Here is a 17,768-nt window from a genome sequence, read left to right as displayed (position 1 = left end):
GTATGTGGCAGAGTGGCGTCGTGCAATTGCCGGTCCCCACCGTCCGCCCTGACGCGGTGCAGCATTACGTGGCTCTGCTGGGCGTTCAGGCATTTCCGGCCGAGGCACTGTGCCTCACCGCGGTGCGCGGGTTGTCCGTGGACGAGGCATTGCTCCGCTTCGACGGGTTCCCGGCAAGTCGGGACGTCAGCCTGGCGGTCGCCGGGCAGATCAGCGTCAACGCCTTCCCGGACGAACTCGCCGTCGTCGTTGCCGACCACCGGGACGGCTGGACGCTGCTGGCCGAAAACAACGGTTTCCACGGTTCCAGGCCCGGTGTCCTGGCCCGGTTGTCATCCGGCACGGTGGCCGCGAGCGTGTACTGGAACGTCAACCTCGCCAGCCGAGCCACCCTCGCGCAAGATGGCAAGGTCCTGAGTGCTTTCGACTTCGTCAGCGGTCGTCCTCCGGAGGGGGAGACGCCGAAGGCGATCGGCCGCTTCCTCGACGATCTCGACTTTGATGACCCCTATCGGATGTGCGCTGCGGCGCTTGCGTTTCTGGAGCGGGTGAGCGGCATACGCGTGACTTCGGACTGGTCCGGCCGGAGCCATGCTGCCTCGGTGATCGTCGATCCCACCAGATTCGAACTGCCCAGCTCCTGGCTCTCGATCAACGCGCCTGACATCGCTGCGGCCATACCCGAGGCGACTCGGCAGGAATTGCGGACGCTAGTCACCTTGGTGGCAACCCGCGCCTGCGAAGCCGCCAGCGTCAACGATCCCGCCGTACTGGCCGCCCTGGCCGACAACGCGGACGCCCTGCCCGAGCTCGAGCGCATCCAGCGCCGTGATCAGATTGCCGTCGAGGCGTACCAGGACTTTCGGCACGGCCTCGAGCTGCGCTGGAACCGCTGCCGACCAGGGGACACGACGCTCGACGCCCGTGCAAGACTCCGCGCCGCCGCCAGACGCCGAAACGCCGACACCAGTCACGAGCGCGCCGTGTGCGCCCGCGCTCATGCACTCGCCGCCGTCTGCTCACACCTGGCAGACGACCCCGTCGACGCACTGGCCAGGGCCATGTTCAACGCCTGTCAGGCCAACCGGAACAACTGGCCGGCGATGCGAGACGAGCTCACAACCCGCCTGCTCGCTGATGGAACCTGAGCTCACGTACCGTGACCGGCCAGAAGGGATCGTCAACGACGATTCCCGCTCTGAACGACTACAGCAGCACAGGCCCGCTCATCGGCCCGAGCAGGGGCGTACTGCCGCCTTCATACAGGCAAGGTCCGCCTGAGGAACTCCACCGTCAGGTCCCAAGCTCGCGCGGCCGCCTCCGGGTTGTGGAACATCGGCGCCACCCGGTTGTGAAAGGCGTGCCCGGCATCCTCCTGGACGTGGATCTCTGCGCCCGGGTGGGAAGCCACAGCTGACTCGACACTGCGCACATCCGAACGTGGGATGAATTGGTCCCGGTCCCCGAAGTGGAACTGGATCGGGCAGGCCACCTCGTCCAGCGAAGTGATCTCCGCGGCCACCGTCGAGCCGTAGAACGACACCGCCGTGTCCGGCGTGCCCGCAGCGGCGGCGGCGAAGGCGAGGGAACCACCCAGACAGAAGCCCAGCACGCCGGCACCGGAGGTCACAGCCCGAAGGTGCGAGAGGGTCGCCAGGACGTCCGACAGAGCCAGCGCGGGGTCCAACTGGCCGGAGATCTCCATCGACCGGGCGACCCCGGCCTCGTCATGGGCCGACGACCAGCCCGGCGCGAAGCGGTGGAACAGTTCGGGCACGGCGACCACGTAACCGAGCTCGGCGAGGTCCGAGGCGACGCCGGAGAGGTAATCGTCCAGGCCGAAGATCTCCTGGACCAGCACCAGGCCGGGGCCGCGGCCGCCGGCGGGGAGCCACACGGGGAGGTCGACGGGGCCGTCGGTCAGCTGCAGGCGATCGACACGAGTGGGCAAGTTTCCTCCTGGGCAGATCCACTGTGGACAATCACGACGGGCTGGCCCACCGGCCCCCGGCGATCTATGTTGAGTTTTCCAGATCTCAGGAGGCGTGATGGCGAAGCGCACCAAGTACATCCTGGACGAAGCCGATCTCCCGACGCACTGGTACAACGTGGTGCCCGACCTGCCGGAGCCACCGCCCCCGCCGCTGCACCCGGGCACGCGCGAGCCCGTGGGGCCCGAGGACCTGGCGCCGCTGTTCCCGCAGGCGCTGATCGCGCAGGAGGTGAGCACGGAGCGTTACGTGGACATCCCCGAGGAGGTCCGCGACGTCTACCGCCTGTGGCGCCCCTCGCCGCTCTACCGCGCGCACAGGCTGGAGAAGGCGCTGGGTACGCCGGCGCGGATCTACTACAAGTACGAGGGCGTCAGCCCGGTCGGCTCGCACAAGCCGAACACCGCGGTGCCGCAGGCGTTCTACAACGCCGCGGAGGGCGTCACGCGCCTGACGACCGAGACGGGCGCCGGCCAGTGGGGCAGCGCGCTCGCCTTCGCGTGTGCGCAGTACGGGCTCGAGTGCGAGGTGTGGCAGGTCCGCGCCTCCTACGACCAAAAGCCCTACCGCAAGCTCATGATGGAGACGTTCGGCGCGACCGTGCACCCGAGCCCGTCGGCGCTCACCGAGTCCGGGCGGAAGATCCTCGCCGACGACCCCGAATCCACCGGCAGCCTCGGCATCGCGATCAGCGAGGCCGTGGAGCAGGCCGCGGCCGATCCGAACGCTCGTTACGCGCTCGGCAGCGTGCTCAACCACGTGCTGATGCACCAGACGGTGATCGGTGAGGAGGCGCTCAAGCAGTTCGAGCTCGCGGGCGACACGCCGGACATCCTCGTCGGCTGCACCGGCGGCGGCTCCAACTTCGGCGGGCTCGCGTTCCCGTTCCTGCGTGAGAAGCTGGCGGGCCGGATGAACCCGGTGATCCGCGCCGTCGAGCCGGTGGCGTGCCCGACGCTCACGCGCGGCACGTACGCGTACGACTTCGGCGACACGGCGGGCCTCACCCCGCTGCTGAAGATGCACACGCTCGGCCACGGCTTCATCCCCGACCCGATCCACGCGGGCGGCCTGCGCTACCACGGGATGTCGCCACTCATCTCGCACCTCTACGAGCTCGGCCTGATCGAGGCGCTCGCCGTCGGGCAGCAGGAGTGCTTCGCCGCGGGCGTGCGTTTCGCCCGTGCGGAGGGCATCATCCCGGCGCCCGAGCCGACGCACGCGCTGGCCGCGTGCCTTCAGGAAGCGTTGCGCTGCAAGGAAACCGGGGAGGAGAAGGTGATCCTCACCGCGCTGTGCGGCCACGCGCACCTCGACCTGCCCGCGTACGGCGCCTACCTCTCGGGCGAGATGGTGGACAACGAGCTGTCCGACGACGTGCTCGATGCTTCACTGGCCGCGTTGCCGTGACGTCACGGGCCGCGGGCCCACCGGACCCGCGGCCCAAGGTTCACTGCTCCTTCGACACCGTCGCCAGCAGCTCGGGACCGCGAGCCTCAAGACGTCGGCGCGCGAGCCCGCCCCACCACCACGCCAGCACGGCGCCGACCACGATCCCGACCGGCACGCCGAGCCACTGCAGCACCGGCGAGCCGAGCACCGCGCCGGCGATGCACAGCGCGAGCACCGGCAGCGCTCCGGCGGCGACCAGCAGCATCGTCGCGAACATCTGCAGCAGCCGCGCGCAGCCCGGACGGCCGCCGGACGACCACGGGCTCGAGCTCTTGCGCTGGTCGGGCAGCGGGTACGCGAGGTACACCGACTGCAGCATCAGCACGCCCGCACCGGCCCCCAGCAGCGACGGCACCAATCCGAACACCCACGGGTACGCACCGGTCTCGCCGACCGCGCCCGGCAGGACCGCGGCCAGCACCAGCGCCACCGGCGCGACGATCAACGCCCACGCGAGCTGCCGGCCGCGAACGTCGGCGTGTTCGGCGCCGGGCACGGTGAGCGTGTGCCACAAGGCGCTGCCATCGAATCCGTAGAGGTTGCCCGACTGCATGCACGCGAAGAACACCACCGCGACCCCGAGATAGGGCACGATGGCGGGCCGCCCGCCGCCGGACAGCGCCGGGAGCACCGTGACCACGACCCCGACGATCAGCGTCGACAGCAGCGCGACGCGCCGGCGGGCGTCGCGCCACCACGTGAACAGCTCCTTGCGCGCCACGGCACCCACGGGCGTCGCGGGCAGCAGGCTGCGGCGCCCGCGCGCGCCCTCGGCCCGCACCTTCGTGCGCGACGCGCCGCGGAACGACGGGTTCGTCACCTGCCGGGCGAGCAAGGCGCCCCACGCCGCGAGCAGCACGGCGATCAGCGCGAGCATCGCGACCAGCAGCCCGAGCGCGGTGCCCCACTCGCCGGTGCCCGCCGCGTGCACGGCGACCGTGCCCCAGCCGGACGGCAGCACGTGCATCACGTTCACGAAACCCGGCACGCGGCCGTTGATGATCGCGGGGCCGAGGCTGTTGATCGCCAGGTTCACGCCGACGCCGGACAGACCGGTCAGCGCGACCAGGATGATGCCCAGCTCCTTGCCCTTGCGAGACGTCAGCAGCGCGCCCAGCGCCGCCATCACCACGCGGTAGAGCAGCACCACGAACGCCAGCTGCAGCACGGTGAACACGAGCCCGACCAGCGCCGCGCCCGCGCCGAGGCGCAGGCCGTAGAAGAACAGGCCGAGGAACGCGACCAGGCTGACCAGCGTCGTCACGCCGACGAAGCTCGCGGCCAGCAGCCCGACGGCGAGCTTGCGCCGCCCGATCGGCAGCAGCGCGAAGTGCTCCGGGCGGAGTGTGTCGTCCCCGCCGCCGGTGGCGATGGGCGCGAGCACCCAGCCGGCCGCCCATCCCGCGTAGATCGTGGTCAGCAGATCGACGGTGATCCCGCCGCCCCGGATCGGCACGAGGGCCAGCACGATCGTCAGCACGGCGGCGGTCAGCCCGATCACTCCGCCGACGACCATGCCCGCGACCCGGCTGCCGCGCAGGGAATTGCGCAGGACGCGCAGCTTCAGTCGGACGAGGACGCCAACCACGACAGCCCTTCCGCTCCGCCGGTGCGCCCGCCCACGATGTGCACGAACGCGTCTTCCAGGCTCCCGCCGCCCCGCACGTCGTCCACGGCGCCCGCCGCGACCACCCGGCCGCGCGTGATCACCGCGACGTGGCTGCACAGCTGCTCGACCAGCGCCATCACGTGGCTCGAGAGCACCACCGCGCCGCCCGAGCCGACGAACCGCTGCAGGATCGTCCGGATCGTCGACGCCGACACCGGGTCCACCGCCTCGAACGGCTCGTCCAGCACCAGCAGCCGCGGCCCGTGCAGCAGCGCCATCGCGAGCCCGATCTTCTTGCGCATGCCCGCGGAGTAGTCGATCACGAGCGTGCGCTCGGCTTCCAGCAGCTCCAGCACGCCGAGCAGCTCCTGCGCCCGCTCCGCGACGGTGTTCGGCGGAAGACCCCGGAGAAGACCCATGTAGGTCAACAGCTCGCGCCCCGTGAGGCGCTCCGGAATGGACAGTCCGTCCGGAAGCACGCCGATCAGGCTTTTCGCCCGCTCCGGCTCCCGCCACACGTCGACGCCGAACACGTTCGCCTGCCCCTGGTCCGGTCGCAGCAACCCCACCGCCATCGACAGCGACGTGGTTTTGCCGGCGCCGTTGGGCCCGACGAGCCCGAAGAACGAGCCCCGCGGAACCTCCAACGTGACGCTGTCGACTGCGAGCGTGGTGCCGAACCGTTTCGTGAGCCCGTACAGGCCCATTGCGGCGTCATCGGCCACGAGTGCCCCCTTCCGTGGTCTGGATGGGGAGATTACGCGGCTTGGGGGAGGTGTGCGCGATGTTTGGAGGAGGATTCGGGGAACGGATCCGAGTGGGAGGCGATGCGGATGTCGGCGGTGCTGAGGTGGGCGGAGCAGCTGGCCGCGTGGGCGGTGCCCGGTGAGATCGCCGGCGCGGTCCCCGACCCGCCGTGGGTGCTGCCCCGGCGGGTCTTCGAGCGCCGCGCCGACGTGCAGATCGCGGCGCCGATCGGCGGGACTTTCGCCGAGGCGGCGGCGGTGCTGGCCGAGCCGGGCACTGTGCTCGACGTCGGCGTCGCGGCCGGCGCCACGAGCTTGTCGCTGGTGGGGCGGGCGGGCGTCACAGCGGTGTGCGGCGTCGACGGCGACGAGCAGTTGCTCGCGTCGTTCGCCGCCCGGGCCGCGCGGCTGGGTGTACCCGCCGAGACCGTGCTCGGGCACTGGCCCGGCGTCGCCGGGCAGTTGGCTGACGCCGACTTGGTGCTGTGCGGGAACGTGGTCTACAACGTGCCCGACCTCGAGCCGTTCGTCCACGCCCTCACGAACCGGGCCCGCCGGCGTGTGGTGGTCGAGACCGCGCTCGAGCACCCGCTGACTGCACTGAACGAGCTGTGGGCGCGGTTCCACGGTGTCCGCCGCCCCGCCGGCCCGACCGCTCAGGATTTCTGCGCCGCACTGGTCGAGCTGGGCATCGAACCGCACATCACGAACTGGCGCCGTCCGCCGGAGGCCGAGCACGAGACCTTCGGCGACCTCGTCGACGTGACGCGGCGCCGGCTGTGCCTGCCCGTGACGCGATCCGGTGAGGTGGCCGACGCGCTGCTGGAGCTGGGTGTCGATCCGGAGCTGCCGCCCGATCTGGGGTCGTCGGGCCGCGAGCTGGTCACGGTGTCCTGGTCGCCCGCGTGAGTCAAACCCGCGCGGCGAACGTCTTCGTGAACGTGTGCACATCACCAGGCCACCGGGCTGAGACGTGGTTTCCGCGTTCCACGACGAACGCCGGGCGTGCGTCGACGAGCCGGTCACGGGCCCGGCCGCGCGCCTGAGCCCGGTCCGCCGTGTCCAGGAAGTCCTTCGGACGCGCGAGGGCGCGGGTGACCTCCTGCCGCACCGACAGCGACCCCGCGGGCTGTCCGGGCTCCTCGCGGTAGGTGCGGTAGTGGTCCGGGTGCCAGCACCGGTCCACCGGGCGAGCCACCAGGCCGTGCGTTCCAGCTGCCAGGTCAGCGCCGTGGTGGTGCGGCCGTGCCGAACCGAGCGGCCGAGTCGGCCCGCAGCAGGCGGCCGACGGCGGCGAGCTTCCGCAAACCCGGCACGCGGCTTCACAGGTCGAGGCCTTCGCCGGTGACCACCAGCTCGTCGCAGGTCGCGTGCGCGCCCTCGCCGAGTCGCGAAGATCACCGTGTGCCCGCCGAGCACCGCCCGGCTGATGGCCCACTTCGGACGGGTTCGAGTCCCGGGCCGGGGCGCGGATCAGCGCCGCCGCCAAGGCATCCTCCTGAGGTTCCCCGCAAGGATCTCAGCCGGAGTTCAGCGGCCGAAACGCACCGTCGCGCTACGCACTGCAGGTGATCTTCGGCTGGGGGTTGTACCGCACTGTCCGCGTGTGGCGCGAGACTTCCTGCCCCGTGGCAGCGTCTTTCAGCACCCGGGTGTCCGTGGTCGTGAACCCGGGCGCACCGTTCGAAGCGTGGCAGTTCTCCGCCGGCCCCGGCTTGGTCGGCGGCGGAGTCGGATTGGTCCGTTCCCCGGGGATCGACTCCACCGAGTACCGCTTCGTGCCCCACAACTTCACCGTCAACGAGGAAGGCGACCAAATCGTCTGAATGGCGATCCCCGTCGGCGAGTCGTTCGTGAACTTCAAATCGATCACACTCGACCCATTCGGGTTCTGAAAAACCGTCGCCTCGCGCGCCGCCGGATAACGGCTGATGTAGTAACTGTGCTCCTTGTGCCCCGCGTCCTTCATCCCCGCGAAATACGCGGCGTTGTACAGGGTCGTCGCGAACTGGGAGATGCCGCCGCCGACTTCGCGGGCCGGGGCGCCGTTTTCGATGACGCCGGCTTCGACGTAGCCCTGGGGGTTGCCGCGGGGGCCGGTGAAGCCGTTGAGGCTGAAGGTCTCGCCGGGCTTCACGATGGCGCCGTTGACCTTCTGGGCGACGACGCGGATGTTGACGCCCGAGTCGGGCGCGAAACCACCGGTGGTGAACTCGCCGACGACCTCCTTCACACCCAGCGCGTTGGCCTGCTCGGTCGTCACCTTGGCCGGGCTGATCTTGTAGACGGCCTTGAGCGAGCGACCGTCGGCGCGCTTCAGCACGTCGGGCAGCGGCTTGAGGCTCGGCTCCCAATCGACGGTCTTGCCGTCCACCGAAGGCTCGACCGTCGGCTTCCCCTCGCTGAACCCGACGGTCGCCTCCTTGCCCTCCTTCTCGGTGGATTTCAGCTGCGGGCCGGCGACCGCGACGAGCTTCTTCTGGTCCACGACCGGCACGAGCCCGCCACCGTCAGCGGGCGCGAAGGTCAGAGCCGAGGCGATGTCACGGGGCTCCAGCACAGCCGAGGCGCCCTCACCGTCGAGGGTCACCGGCGACGCCACCGCGGGCCGGGCGAACTGCTCCAGAGCCGCCTGCACCCCGGCAGCAGTGGTCCGCACCGGCGCCGGCACCACGGGCAACGCCAACTCGGAACCCGAAGCCCACTGACTCAGCACGGCGGCCTTCGCCGCGGCGACATCGAGCTTCTGTCCCGGCTGCGGGGCCACGGCGACCGGCGTGGTGCCGTCGAACCGCACGGTGCCCTCCACCGCGGCACGATCCACCCGCCCGCGCAGGTCCTCCAGCGCCGGATCCAGCCGATCGCCCTCGGCGTGCGAGACGACGCCGATCTCGTGCGAGGAGAAGAACGACGCCAGCCGCGTGAACGGGTTCAGCGGCTGGTCACCGGCCTGATCCAGCGTCGCGGACCAGTCGAGGCGCAAGCCGGCCAGCGTCGGCGACAACGTGGTCCGAGCCGCGCCCGCGGTCACCGTCAGCGGCTGCGTGAGCCGTGGCTCGATGAGACCCCGCAGCTCCCGCTCGGCCACCGGCCGGTCGAGGCCCCCGACGTCGACGCCGGCCACCGTGGTCCCGCGCGGCACGCTGCCCTGGCTGGTGAGCAGGTCGATCAGGTACACGACCAGCAGCGCGGCGAGCACGCCGCCGGAGATCCACAGGGCTTTGCGGAGGCGAGGGCGCGATTCGGGCTCGGCGGGGACCGCCGGCAGCACGACCGTCTGCTCGTCCTCGGACTCCGGCCAGCGCGGTTCGTACGGCACCTGTTCGACCCTCCGTTTGCTGCGTCCCGCGCCACAGCGTACGGCCCGAGCCGGACATGCCGGACTAGTGCCCCTTGTGGAACAAACCGGTCAGCGCGCGTCGGGCTCCGGGTTGGCGCCGGCGCGCGCGAGGAAGTCGAAATCGCAACCCTCGTCGGCCTGGGTGATGTGCTCGGCGTACAGGGCACCGTAACCGCGTTCGAACCGCGGCGCAGGCTCGAGCCAGTCCGCCCGCCGGCGCGCCAGCTCGTCGTCGGGCACCTCCAGGCGCAACGCGCGCGCGGGCACGTCGAGCGTGATCAGGTCGCCGTCGCGGACCAGCGCGAGCGGGCCGCCGACGTGCGATTCCGGGGCGACGTGCAGCACGCACGCACCGTACGAGGTGCCGCTCATGCGCGCGTCGGAAATGCGCACCATGTCGCGCACGCCCCGCGCGAGCAGGTGGTCGGGGATCGGCAGCATGCCGTACTCGGGCATGCCCGGGCCGCCGAGCGGGCCGGAGCCGCGCAGCACCAGCACGGAGTCGGCCGTGATGCCGAGCGACGGGTCGTTGATGTGCTTCTTGAGGTCGGCGTAGTCGTCGAACACGACGGCGGGCCCGGTGTGCGTGAGCAGCTCCGGGGTCGCGGCGATGTGCTTGATGACCGCGCCCGACGGAGCCAGGTTGCCGTGCAGCACGGCGACGCCGCCTTCGGCCGCCAGCGGGTTGTCGCGCGGGCGGATCACATCGTCGTTGTGCACGCGCGCGGTCGCCAGCGTCTCGGCGAGGGTACGGCCGGAGACGGTGAGGCGGTCGGTGTGCAGCAGGTCCGTCAGCCGCGACAGCAGCCCGGGCAGGCCGCCCGCGTAGTAGAAGTCCTCCATCAGCCACGCGCCGCCCGGGCGGATGTTCGCGAGCACGGGCACGCGGCGCGCGATCTCGTCGAAGTCGGCCAGGCTCAGCGGCAGACCGCTGCGCCCGGCCATCGCGATCAGGTGGATCACCGCGTTGGTCGAGCCGCCGAGCGCGAGCACGGTGGTGATGGCGTCGGCGTACGCGCGCTCGTCGAGAACCTTCGTGACCGTGAGGTCCTCCCACACCATGTCCACGATCCGCGCCCCGCTTGCCGCCGCCATCCGGTGGTGCGCCGAGTCCACGGCCGGGATCGACGCCGCGCCCGGCAGCGTCACGCCGAGGACCTCCGCGGCCGACGTCATGGTCGACGCCGTGCCCATCGTCATGCAGTGGCCGGGGGAGCGGGCGAGGCCGCGTTCCAGCTCGGACAGCTCCTCGTCGCCGATCGTGCCGGCGCGGCGCTCGTCCCAGTACTTCCACATGTCCGTGCCGCTGCCCAGCACCTCGTTGCGCCAGTGGCCGCGCAGCATCGGCCCGGCCGGCACGAAGATCGCGGGCAGCCCGGCGCTCGCCGCGCCCATCAGCAACGCGGGTGTGGTCTTGTCGCAGCCGCCCATCAGCACCGCGCCGTCGACGGGGTAGGAGCGCAGGATCTCCTCGGTCTCCATCGCCAAGAGGTTGCGGTAGAGCATGGGCGTGGGCTTCTGGTACGTCTCCGACAGCGTCGCCACCGGGAACTCCAGCGGGAAACCGCCCGCCTGCCACACGCCGCGCTTCACCTGCTCCGCGCGCTCGCGCAGGTGCATGTGGCACGGGTTGATGTCGCTCCACGTGTTGAGCACGGCGATCACCGGCTTGCCCAGGTGTTCCTCGGGCTCGTAACCGAGCTGACGGGCCCGGGCGCGGTGGCTGAAGTTCCGCAGCTCGTCGCCACCGAACCAGCGGTGGCTGCGCAGGTCATCCGGTGTTTTCATGGCCGGGCCGCCTTTCGTCGCTACGGGCAGTATGGCATCTGATATATGATCACACTCCGCCGTGCGGGTCGCGGGCACCGTCCGCGCCAGCCTGGTTGAATGTCGGTCTGTTCACCGCGGCAGACTGCGCGAGCCTGGAGTGTCCGATGCCACCGACGTTCAGCCTGCCCGCCTCCCGGACCGAAGTGGTCCTGGAGGAGATCCGGCGCGGCATCCTGACCCGCGAGCTGCTCCCGGGCCAGCCGCTGGTGGAGGCAGAGCTGGCGCAGCGTCTCGGCGTGTCGAAGACGCCGGTGCGCGAGGCGCTGAAGGTGCTGTCGAACTCGGGTCTGGTCACGTTCAGCCCGTACCGCGGCGCGTCGGTGTGCGTGGTCGACGCGGAGCTCGCGCGTTCGGTGTACGACGTGCGGATGGTGCTGGAGCCCGAAGCCCTGCGCCGTTCGGTGGCGGCGGGGGTGTCGTTCGACGATGCGGCCGAAGCGCTGAAGGAGGCGCAGGCGGCGCTCGCGGACAAGGACCACGCCGCGCTCAGCCTCCTCAACCGCCGCTTCCACGGCGCGCTCTACGCCGGCTGCGGCAACCCGCTGATGGTCTCGATGCTCGACGACCTCAAGGACCGTGCCGCCCTCATCACCGTGGTCGGCTGGGACGCGAACCCCAGCTGGCGCAAGGAGTGGACCGAGCACAAGGCCGTGCTCGCCGCCGCGAAGAAGGGTGACGCCGAGGGCGCGGCCGAGTTGCTGCGCAAGCACATCGGCGCGTTTCTCGAGCGGGTGCTGGCGGCGATCCCGGATGAGGGGGCGTAACCCCGTGCGGCTGCTGCTCCTCGCGGACACCCACCTGCCCAAGCGCGCCAAAGCGCTGCCCGACGAGGTCTGGGCCGAGGTGGAGCGGGCCGACGTCGTCGTGCACGCCGGGGACTGGGTGGATCTCGACGCGTTCGACGAGCTCGCTGTCGCCAGCAAACGGCTCGTCGCGGTCTACGGCAACAACGACGGTCCCGAGCTGCGCGAGTGGCTGCCGGAGGTCGCCCGCGTGACGCTCGGTGGCGTGCGCCTGGCCGTGATCCACGAAACGGGCGACGCGAAGGGCCGCGAGGCACGGTGTGAAGCGCAGTTCCCCGACACCGACGTGCTCGTGTTCGGCCACAGCCACATCCCCTGGGACACCGTGACACCGGGCGGCCTGCGCCTGCTGAACCCCGGCTCGCCCACCGACCGGCGGCGCCAGGAGTTCTGCACGTTCGCCACCGCCGAGATCCACGCCGGGAAACTCACCGACGTCGAGTTCCACGAGCTGCCCCGGCGGGCCTGAACGGGTAGAACAGGACGCATGGATCCGGCACGCGCACTGCGCGACATCGCGTTCCAGCTCGAACGCGCGGCTGAGCCGACCTACCGCGTCCGCGCCTTCCGGCAGGCGGCGGCGGTGGTCGACCGCCTGTCGCAGGAAGAGCTGGACAGCCGTGTGCGCTCGGGCACGCTGCAGGCGCTCAAGGGCATCGGCAAGGCGACGGCCGGGGTCATCGAGGACGCGTGGCTCGGCCGCGTGCCCGCGTACGCGGCGAAGGTCGCGGAAGCCGATCTGCCCGACGGTGGCGCACTGCGCGCCGCGCTGCGCGGCGACTGCCACACCCACTCCGACTGGTCCGACGGCGGCAGCCCGATCCAGGAGATGGCCGAGGCCGCGCGCGACCTCGGCCACGAGTGGATCGTGCTCACCGACCACTCGCCGCGCCTGACCGTGGCCAACGGCCTTTCGCCCGAGCGCCTGCGCAAGCAGATGGACGAGGTCGCGCGCGTCAATGAGGAGCTCGCCCCGTTCCGGCTGCTGCACGGCATCGAGGTCGACATCCTCGACGACGGCGCGCTCGACCAGCGTTCGGACCTGCTGGAGCGGCTCGATTTCGTGGTCGCCAGCGTGCACTCGAAGCTGCGCATGCCCTCGCGTGAGCTGACGCCACGGCTGCTGGCTGCCGTCGCGAACCCGAACGTGCGCGTGCTGGGGCACTGCACCGGCCGGCTGGTGCGCGGTCCTCGGGCTCGGCCACCCTCCACGTTCGACGCCGAGAAGGTGTTCACGGCCTGCCGGGACAACGGCGTGGCGGTGGAGATCAACTCGCGCCCGGAGCGGCTCGACCCGCCGATGCCGCTGCTGCGGATGGCCGTGGAGCTGGGCTGCGAGTTCGCCATCGACAGCGACGCGCACGCACCCGGCCAGCTCGACTGGCAGGTCTACGGGTGCGCACGCGCCGAAAAGGTCGGTCTCGCCCCTGACCGCGTGATCAACACCCGGCCCGCGGACGAGCTCGTTTAGTCTACTGTGGACTGATGCCGATGTTGATCACGGGATGGCCCGCCGGGTCGAGCCAGCGCATCACGGCGTCGAGGTCCGCGCCCGGGATGGACACGCAGCCCGCCGTCGGTTTGCCCGACGAGACGTGCAGGAAGAACGCCGAACCCTTGCCCGGCACGGCGGGCGAGCGGTTGTAGTCGATCACGGCGGCGTGGTCGTAGACGGGCCCGGCCTTCCCGAGGTCCTCGCCGGCCGCCTCGTCGAACGGGCAGGTGCCGGGCGTGCACGAGTAGTGCGTGTTGTAGAAGGGCGACTTGACGTCGGAGACCCACCAGTCGTTCTCGGTCACCTGGCGGTAGGGCAGCCGGGTGCCGTTGGTGGGCTGGATGCCGAAGGCTTCGGTGAGCGTCCAGACGCCGGCGGGGGTGTGCGAAGTCGTTTCGCTCGCTTCGCCGATGCCCTGCGCGCCGACGAACGCCGGGAACGGCCCGAGTGCGCGCACCCAGTGGGAACCTTTGCGCCGCCATGCGATCAGCGTCGCGGTGGTCGACGACGGGTCCGGCGCGGTGACCGTGACCATCTGACCGGCGGAACCGTGATAGGCCAGCGGGGGCTCCTGCGCAGGATTCCGGGCGGGTGAAGCCGGCGCGGCGGTGGCGAGCGTACCCAGCGCCACGCAGACCAGCGTCCCGAGAACGGTTCTCATGGGGCGTGAGCTTACGGCAGGAACCCGGGCCGCCGCGGGGAAATCGGCAGCCCGGGTCGTGGGTCAGTTGATCTGGTAGGAGTCGCCGTAGACCTTCCACTTCAGGGGCGTGTGGAGGTCAAGATTGCCGGCGTTGAGGAACACGAGCTGTTCGGTGTCCACCCGCGAGGTGTCGGCGTGGGCTTCTTCCTGCTTCATGATCACCTTGCGGGCGTCGAGGAACGCCTTGAGGTAGGTGGTCTCGTTGCCGCCCTGTGCCGGCGGCTTCGCCTGCTTGATGGCGGAGCCGCGGATGCCGCCGAAGCTGTCGGAGCTGTTGCCCGGACCGTGCATCACGATGGCGTCGTAGTAGATGAACTGGCCCAGTGCGCCGAGACCGTCGGATTTCGCCTGGTTCACCGACGGGTTGAAGTACACGCGGTCGCGCTCGCTGTTCTGCGCGGCCTGGAACTGCGACGTCTTCGCCGCGGCCTGCCACGCGTCCACGAACGCCTGGCCGAGGCCGGAGTGGGAGTCGGTGCCGTTGACGTTGCGCAACGCCGGGAGATACTTCGCGAGCGGGTTGTCCGGCATGGAGTTGGTGTAGGCCTGCACGAGCTCGAGCATGTCGCCGGTGCCCGAGCAGAAGCCGATGATGCCGGCGGTGTAGCCGCGGCCGTCGCCGATGTCCTCGATGTAGCTGTACTGGGCCTTCCAGTCGAGGCTCGAGTTCTCCGCACTGGAGACGAGCTGCATCGCGATGTCCTTCTTCTCCGGCGAAGCGAGGTCGCCGCCGGAGGCGAGGATGGCGGCCGCACTGGTGAGGGACGCGGGGGTGGGCGCGGCACTCGAGAGGGCTGGGGTGGCCAGGGCGACGGTGAGGGCCGACGCCACGGTGAGGCCGGCAACAAGGGCAGGCCGCATCGTCTTGCGCATGGGGGAATTCCCTTTCCGCAGAATTGTCAGGGCAGGGCCATGACAGGTGGGCAAGGCGGACGAAGCCGGGAATTCCCTGGCGTTCCAGGGTAAACACGGCTCCGGTGCTGCTGCGGCGTAGCGCAACGATAACCGCGGGTGATCCCGGCGGCAAGGGGTTGATCGGGTTTTCGCTGACGCTGAACGGGGTGGCGGGAGCTGGTGCCCGGAGGGTGGTACCGGGTCCCGGTGAGCGGTTGTCCGCAAGCTGGTCCGAGACCGGCGTGGCAGAGGATTGGCCAAGGAACGAACGGCTTGCTTGCGCGGGTGGAAGCAGGTTGTGGTGCCCCGGGGGACCATCGACTGGGACGGTCCAGCCCAGCGCATGACACGGTCACTCACCAACACCGTCAAGCAACAGTGTTGCAACCGCCGCTAGGACCGCCGGACGGGGGGCGTCTGGTCGGGCCGGAGTGTTGGTTGGTGTTGCAGGGTTGCGGTGAGCGGGAAGGCGTTGGTCTTTGACTGTCCGGAGTTGGCGCCGGCGAGGGCGTGCAGGGGTTGAGCTGTCGGATGCGATCGTTGTTGGTCGGCTGACTCAGGATCTCGGTCGCGAATTCCCCGTGCGCCATCACTGTGCGGGCTCTGGTGCTCGGTCTCCGACGTCCAGGGCCCAGTGGACTGATCGGCAGTAGTCCTCGATGGAGATGCGTTTCATGCCGGCTGTGACGGTCTCCGGGAGGTCGGCGAGATGACGACCGATCCTGCAGGAACTCCCGGCGATTTATCCGCGTTCCCTTGCGTTCGTGGGTGAGTGGATTAGGTCCACAAAGGACTGATGTCACAAGGTGCGGAACGACAGACCCGCCCGCATCAGCCGCTCGATCAGCGCGTCACCCATCGCCGTCGCCGTGGTGACCTGGCCGGCCGTGGCGGGCAGCTCGTCGAAAGCCAGGCACAGGGCGGATTCCGCGAGCATCTTCGCCGTCTCGTCGTAGCCGGGGTCGCCGCCGGAGACCTCGGTGGTCACCTGCTGCCCGCCGCCTGAGCCGATGAAGCGGACGGAGAACCAGGATTTCGCCCGGCGCGCCAGGCTCGGTCCCTGGCCCGGTGCGAGCAGCTTCGACAGCGCGTCCCGCGCGGGGGCCAGCTGGGCGGCGGCGAACAGCGCGCCCGCGCCGGCTGTCGCGGCCGCCACCGACGGCAATCCGGAGAAGGCCGCGAAGTGGCGGTAGCGGAAGTCCGGGCCGTAGCGTGCAGACGCCCGCGCCGAGTGGCCCACGACCCGCGGGTCGATCGTCGGCAGCGGCACGGCCCACTGCCCGGTGCCGGGTACGCGGTGCGGCCCGCCGATCGGGGTGCCCACGCGGCGGCCGGCCGGCGGGGGTTCGGCCGCCGCGCGTTCCTTGGCCACGCGGTTGGCGGCGGCCTGGCGGGAGAACGCCGTCATCGCGGTGAGGAAGGTGCCGCCCGAGGGCAGGGCGTCGACGCGGACGTAGCCGTCGACCTGCAGCGGGACGTCCTCGGGCAGCTGCCGCACGGTGTACCAGGCGCCGAGGTCGTGGGGGATCGAGTCGAAGCCGCAGCTGTGCACGAGCCGGGCGCCGGTTTCGGCGGCTTTCGCGTGGTGGGCGAGGTACATGCGGTCGACGAACTCGGACTCGCCGGTGAGGTCGACGTAGTCGGTGCCCTCGGCGGCGCACGCGGCGACCAGCGGCTCGCCGTAGTGCAGGTACGGGCCGACTGTGGTGGCCACGACCCTCGCCGATGCGGCGACCGCGCGCAGCGAGTCGGGGTCCGCGATGTCGGCGCTGAGCAGGGGCACCGTGCCCAGGCGCTCGTCGATCGCCGCCAGCCGGGTGCGCAGGTCCTCGAGCTTGGCGCGGTTGCGGCCCGCGAGCGCCCAGCGGCAGCCGGGCGGGGCGGAGCGCGCGAGGTACGCCGCCGTCAGCGTGCCGGTGAAGCCGGTGGCGCCGAACAGCACCAGGTCGTAGTCGGCCATGCGCGTGCCTCCCGAAGGTTTGGCCCCGAGGTTACCGCCGAGTCACTTCGGGGCCGGAATCTCCGCCCGTCCGGGTTCGTTGAAGCGGACGAAGGAGTGGTGATGACAGACTTCGGGCGGGACATCTCGACGGGTTACTTCCTGGTGCCGAACGCGGCCGACCCCCTGGTCGAGCACGCGCGCGAGCTGGAGCGGATGGGGTTCGAGCACCTGGCTGTGCAGGACCACCCGTACCAGCGCCGGTACGTGGAGACCTTCTCCCTCATGGGCGTGCTCCTCGGCGCGACGACGACCATCCGGGTGTTCCCCGACGTCGCCAACCTGCCGCTGCGCAACCCCGCCGTGCTCGCGAAAGCCGCCGCCAGCCTCGACCTGCTGTCGGGCGGCCGGTTCGACCTCGCTCTGGGCGCCGGCGCGTTCTGGGACGCGATCGTCGCGTACGGCGGCCCGCGCCGGACCCCGGGCGAAGCGCTCGCCGCCGAGGAGGAGGCGATCACCGTTATCCGAAAGATCTGGAGCGGCGACCGCAATCTCCGCTTCGACGGCCGCTTCCACACCCTGGCCGGCGCCCACTCCGGCCCCGTGCCGGCGCGTCCGATCGGTCTGTGGCTCGGCTCGTACGGCCCCCGTGCCCTGCGCCTCACCGGCCACCTGGCCGACGGCTGGGTCGTCAGCCTCCGCGACGACCCTGCTGAAGCCCTCCGGATGGCCTCCGCCGTGGACACCGCCGCGGTCGATGCCGGTCGTGACCCGGCGTCGATCCGCCGCGTGCTCAACGTCGGCGCCACCCCGACCGCCTCGGAACTTGCCGACTTCGCCCTCGCGGGCGGCTTCGACACCTTCGTGCTCTCCGGCGCGGACGACCGGGCGTCGCACGTGTTCATCGCCGAGACGATCCCGCAGGTGCGCGAACAGGTGGCGGCGGAACGCTCGGCGTGACGGCGG

The 17,768-nt window shown here is 70.9% G+C and carries 16 protein-coding genes; 7 read left to right on the top strand and 9 right to left on the bottom strand.

All coding sequences use genetic code 11. From position 1 onward, the window contains the following. The first annotated feature begins 20 nt into the window (after positions 1-20). Positions 21-1,148, top strand: coding sequence for a DUF6461 domain-containing protein (locus tag AB0F91_RS27570; RefSeq protein WP_360601926.1), 1,128 nt, complete (start codon positions 21-23; stop codon positions 1,146-1,148). A gap of 110 nt (positions 1,149-1,258) precedes the next feature. On the opposite strand, the gene AB0F91_RS27565 is transcribed toward AB0F91_RS27570, so the two are convergent. Next, on the bottom strand, positions 1,259-1,951 hold the full coding sequence (locus tag AB0F91_RS27565; RefSeq protein WP_360601923.1) for a dienelactone hydrolase family protein: 693 nt from the start codon (positions 1,949-1,951) through the stop codon (positions 1,259-1,261). A gap of 97 nt (positions 1,952-2,048) precedes the next feature. Here AB0F91_RS27565 and AB0F91_RS27560 point away from each other — a divergent pair, with 97 nt between their 5' ends. Further along, on the top strand, positions 2,049-3,401 hold the full coding sequence (locus AB0F91_RS27560; protein ID WP_360601921.1) for a TrpB-like pyridoxal phosphate-dependent enzyme: 1,353 nt from the start codon (positions 2,049-2,051) through the stop codon (positions 3,399-3,401). Positions 3,402-3,441: 40 nt separating this feature from the next. On the opposite strand, the gene AB0F91_RS27555 is transcribed toward AB0F91_RS27560, so the two are convergent. Together AB0F91_RS27555 and AB0F91_RS27550 are read right to left on the bottom strand one after the other, a co-directional pair. Further along, positions 3,442-5,031, bottom strand: a complete 1,590-nt coding sequence (locus tag AB0F91_RS27555) for a hypothetical protein (RefSeq protein ID WP_360601919.1) — start codon at positions 5,029-5,031, stop codon at positions 3,442-3,444. After that, the gene (locus tag AB0F91_RS27550; RefSeq protein ID WP_360601917.1) at positions 5,007-5,777 is read right to left on the bottom strand and encodes an ABC transporter ATP-binding protein; all 771 of its coding nucleotides are present in this window, start codon (positions 5,775-5,777) and stop codon (positions 5,007-5,009) included. The genes AB0F91_RS27555 and AB0F91_RS27550 overlap by 25 nt, the downstream gene beginning before the upstream one ends. Positions 5,778-5,885: 108 nt before the next feature. On the opposite strand from AB0F91_RS27550, the gene AB0F91_RS27545 reads away from it, so the two are divergent. After that, on the top strand, positions 5,886-6,707 hold the full coding sequence (locus AB0F91_RS27545; protein ID WP_360601915.1) for a class I SAM-dependent methyltransferase: 822 nt from the start codon (positions 5,886-5,888) through the stop codon (positions 6,705-6,707). A gap of 1 nt (position 6,708) precedes the next feature. On the opposite strand, the gene AB0F91_RS27540 is transcribed toward AB0F91_RS27545, so the two are convergent. From AB0F91_RS27540 to araD, 3 genes are all read right to left on the bottom strand, one after another. Continuing rightward, the gene (locus AB0F91_RS27540) at positions 6,709-6,996 is read right to left on the bottom strand and encodes a hypothetical protein (protein WP_360601913.1); all 288 of its coding nucleotides are present in this window, start codon (positions 6,994-6,996) and stop codon (positions 6,709-6,711) included. Positions 6,997-7,353: 357 nt separating this feature from the next. Next, positions 7,354-9,117 carry a VanW family protein gene (locus AB0F91_RS27535; RefSeq protein ID WP_360601911.1) on the bottom strand — a complete coding sequence of 588 codons (1,764 nt, stop codon included), beginning with the start codon at positions 9,115-9,117 and terminating at the stop codon, positions 7,354-7,356. 90 nt (positions 9,118-9,207) lie between these two features. Then, on the bottom strand, positions 9,208-10,926 hold the full coding sequence (araD, locus tag AB0F91_RS27530) for an L-arabinonate dehydratase (RefSeq protein WP_360601909.1): 1,719 nt from the start codon (positions 10,924-10,926) through the stop codon (positions 9,208-9,210). A 146-nt stretch (positions 10,927-11,072) separates the two neighbouring features. On the opposite strand from araD, the gene AB0F91_RS27525 reads away from it, so the two are divergent. The 3 genes from AB0F91_RS27525 to AB0F91_RS27515 are packed head-to-tail and all read left to right on the top strand — an operon-like array spanning position 11,073 to position 13,242. After that, the gene (locus AB0F91_RS27525) at positions 11,073-11,732 is read left to right on the top strand and encodes a GntR family transcriptional regulator (protein ID WP_360601907.1); all 660 of its coding nucleotides are present in this window, start codon (positions 11,073-11,075) and stop codon (positions 11,730-11,732) included. Between the two features lie 4 nt (positions 11,733-11,736). After that, complete coding sequence (locus tag AB0F91_RS27520) at positions 11,737-12,240, top strand: metallophosphoesterase (protein ID WP_360601905.1); 504 nt, start codon at positions 11,737-11,739, stop codon at positions 12,238-12,240. An 18-nt stretch (positions 12,241-12,258) separates the two neighbouring features. Further along, positions 12,259-13,242: a PHP domain-containing protein gene (locus AB0F91_RS27515; protein ID WP_360601903.1), complete on the top strand. Its 984-nt coding sequence runs from the start codon at positions 12,259-12,261 to the stop codon at positions 13,240-13,242. Position 13,243: 1 nt separating this feature from the next. On the opposite strand, the gene AB0F91_RS27510 is transcribed toward AB0F91_RS27515, so the two are convergent. From AB0F91_RS27510 to AB0F91_RS27500, 3 genes are all read right to left on the bottom strand, one after another. Further along, positions 13,244-13,927, bottom strand: coding sequence for a L,D-transpeptidase family protein (locus tag AB0F91_RS27510; RefSeq protein WP_360601902.1), 684 nt, complete (start codon positions 13,925-13,927; stop codon positions 13,244-13,246). A gap of 63 nt (positions 13,928-13,990) precedes the next feature. Next, positions 13,991-14,842: a chitosanase gene (locus AB0F91_RS27505; RefSeq protein ID WP_360601900.1), complete on the bottom strand. Its 852-nt coding sequence runs from the start codon at positions 14,840-14,842 to the stop codon at positions 13,991-13,993. A gap of 820 nt (positions 14,843-15,662) precedes the next feature. Then, entirely contained in the window at positions 15,663-16,823 is a 1,161-nt protein-coding gene (locus tag AB0F91_RS27500; protein ID WP_360601898.1) for a saccharopine dehydrogenase NADP-binding domain-containing protein, read from the bottom strand. A 102-nt stretch (positions 16,824-16,925) separates the two neighbouring features. Between AB0F91_RS27500 and AB0F91_RS27495 the strand changes: the two genes are divergently transcribed. After that, the gene (locus AB0F91_RS27495) at positions 16,926-17,762 is read left to right on the top strand and encodes an LLM class flavin-dependent oxidoreductase (RefSeq protein WP_360601896.1); all 837 of its coding nucleotides are present in this window, start codon (positions 16,926-16,928) and stop codon (positions 17,760-17,762) included. The last annotated feature ends 6 nt before the right edge of the window (positions 17,763-17,768 follow it).

It is taken from the genome of Amycolatopsis sp. NPDC023774 (assembly GCF_040639695.1).
Classification (GTDB): Bacteria; Actinomycetota; Actinomycetes; order Mycobacteriales; family Pseudonocardiaceae; genus Amycolatopsis.
Note: the sequence above shows the minus strand (reverse complement) of the source record. Positions and strands in the feature narration are given on the sequence as shown.

Bases quoted from the DNA above. Each gene is read 5' to 3' on its own strand.
- AB0F91_RS27500 (WP_360601898.1), bottom strand. From the start codon at position 16,823: ATGGCCGACTACGACCTGGTGCTGTTCGGCGCCACCGGCTTCACCGGC.
- AB0F91_RS27510 (WP_360601902.1), bottom strand. From the start codon at position 13,927: ATGAGAACCGTTCTCGGGACGCTGGTCTGCGTGGCGCTGGGTACGCTC.
- AB0F91_RS27505 (WP_360601900.1), bottom strand. From the start codon at position 14,842: ATGCGCAAGACGATGCGGCCTGCCCTTGTTGCCGGCCTCACCGTGGCG.
- AB0F91_RS27515 (WP_360601903.1), top strand. From the start codon at position 12,259: ATGGATCCGGCACGCGCACTGCGCGACATCGCGTTCCAGCTCGAACGC.
- AB0F91_RS27525 (WP_360601907.1), top strand. From the start codon at position 11,073: ATGCCACCGACGTTCAGCCTGCCCGCCTCCCGGACCGAAGTGGTCCTG.
- AB0F91_RS27560 (WP_360601921.1), top strand. From the start codon at position 2,049: ATGGCGAAGCGCACCAAGTACATCCTGGACGAAGCCGATCTCCCGACG.
- AB0F91_RS27495 (WP_360601896.1), top strand. From the start codon at position 16,926: ATGACAGACTTCGGGCGGGACATCTCGACGGGTTACTTCCTGGTGCCG.
- AB0F91_RS27545 (WP_360601915.1), top strand. From the start codon at position 5,886: ATGTCGGCGGTGCTGAGGTGGGCGGAGCAGCTGGCCGCGTGGGCGGTG.
- araD (WP_360601909.1), bottom strand. From the start codon at position 10,926: ATGAAAACACCGGATGACCTGCGCAGCCACCGCTGGTTCGGTGGCGAC.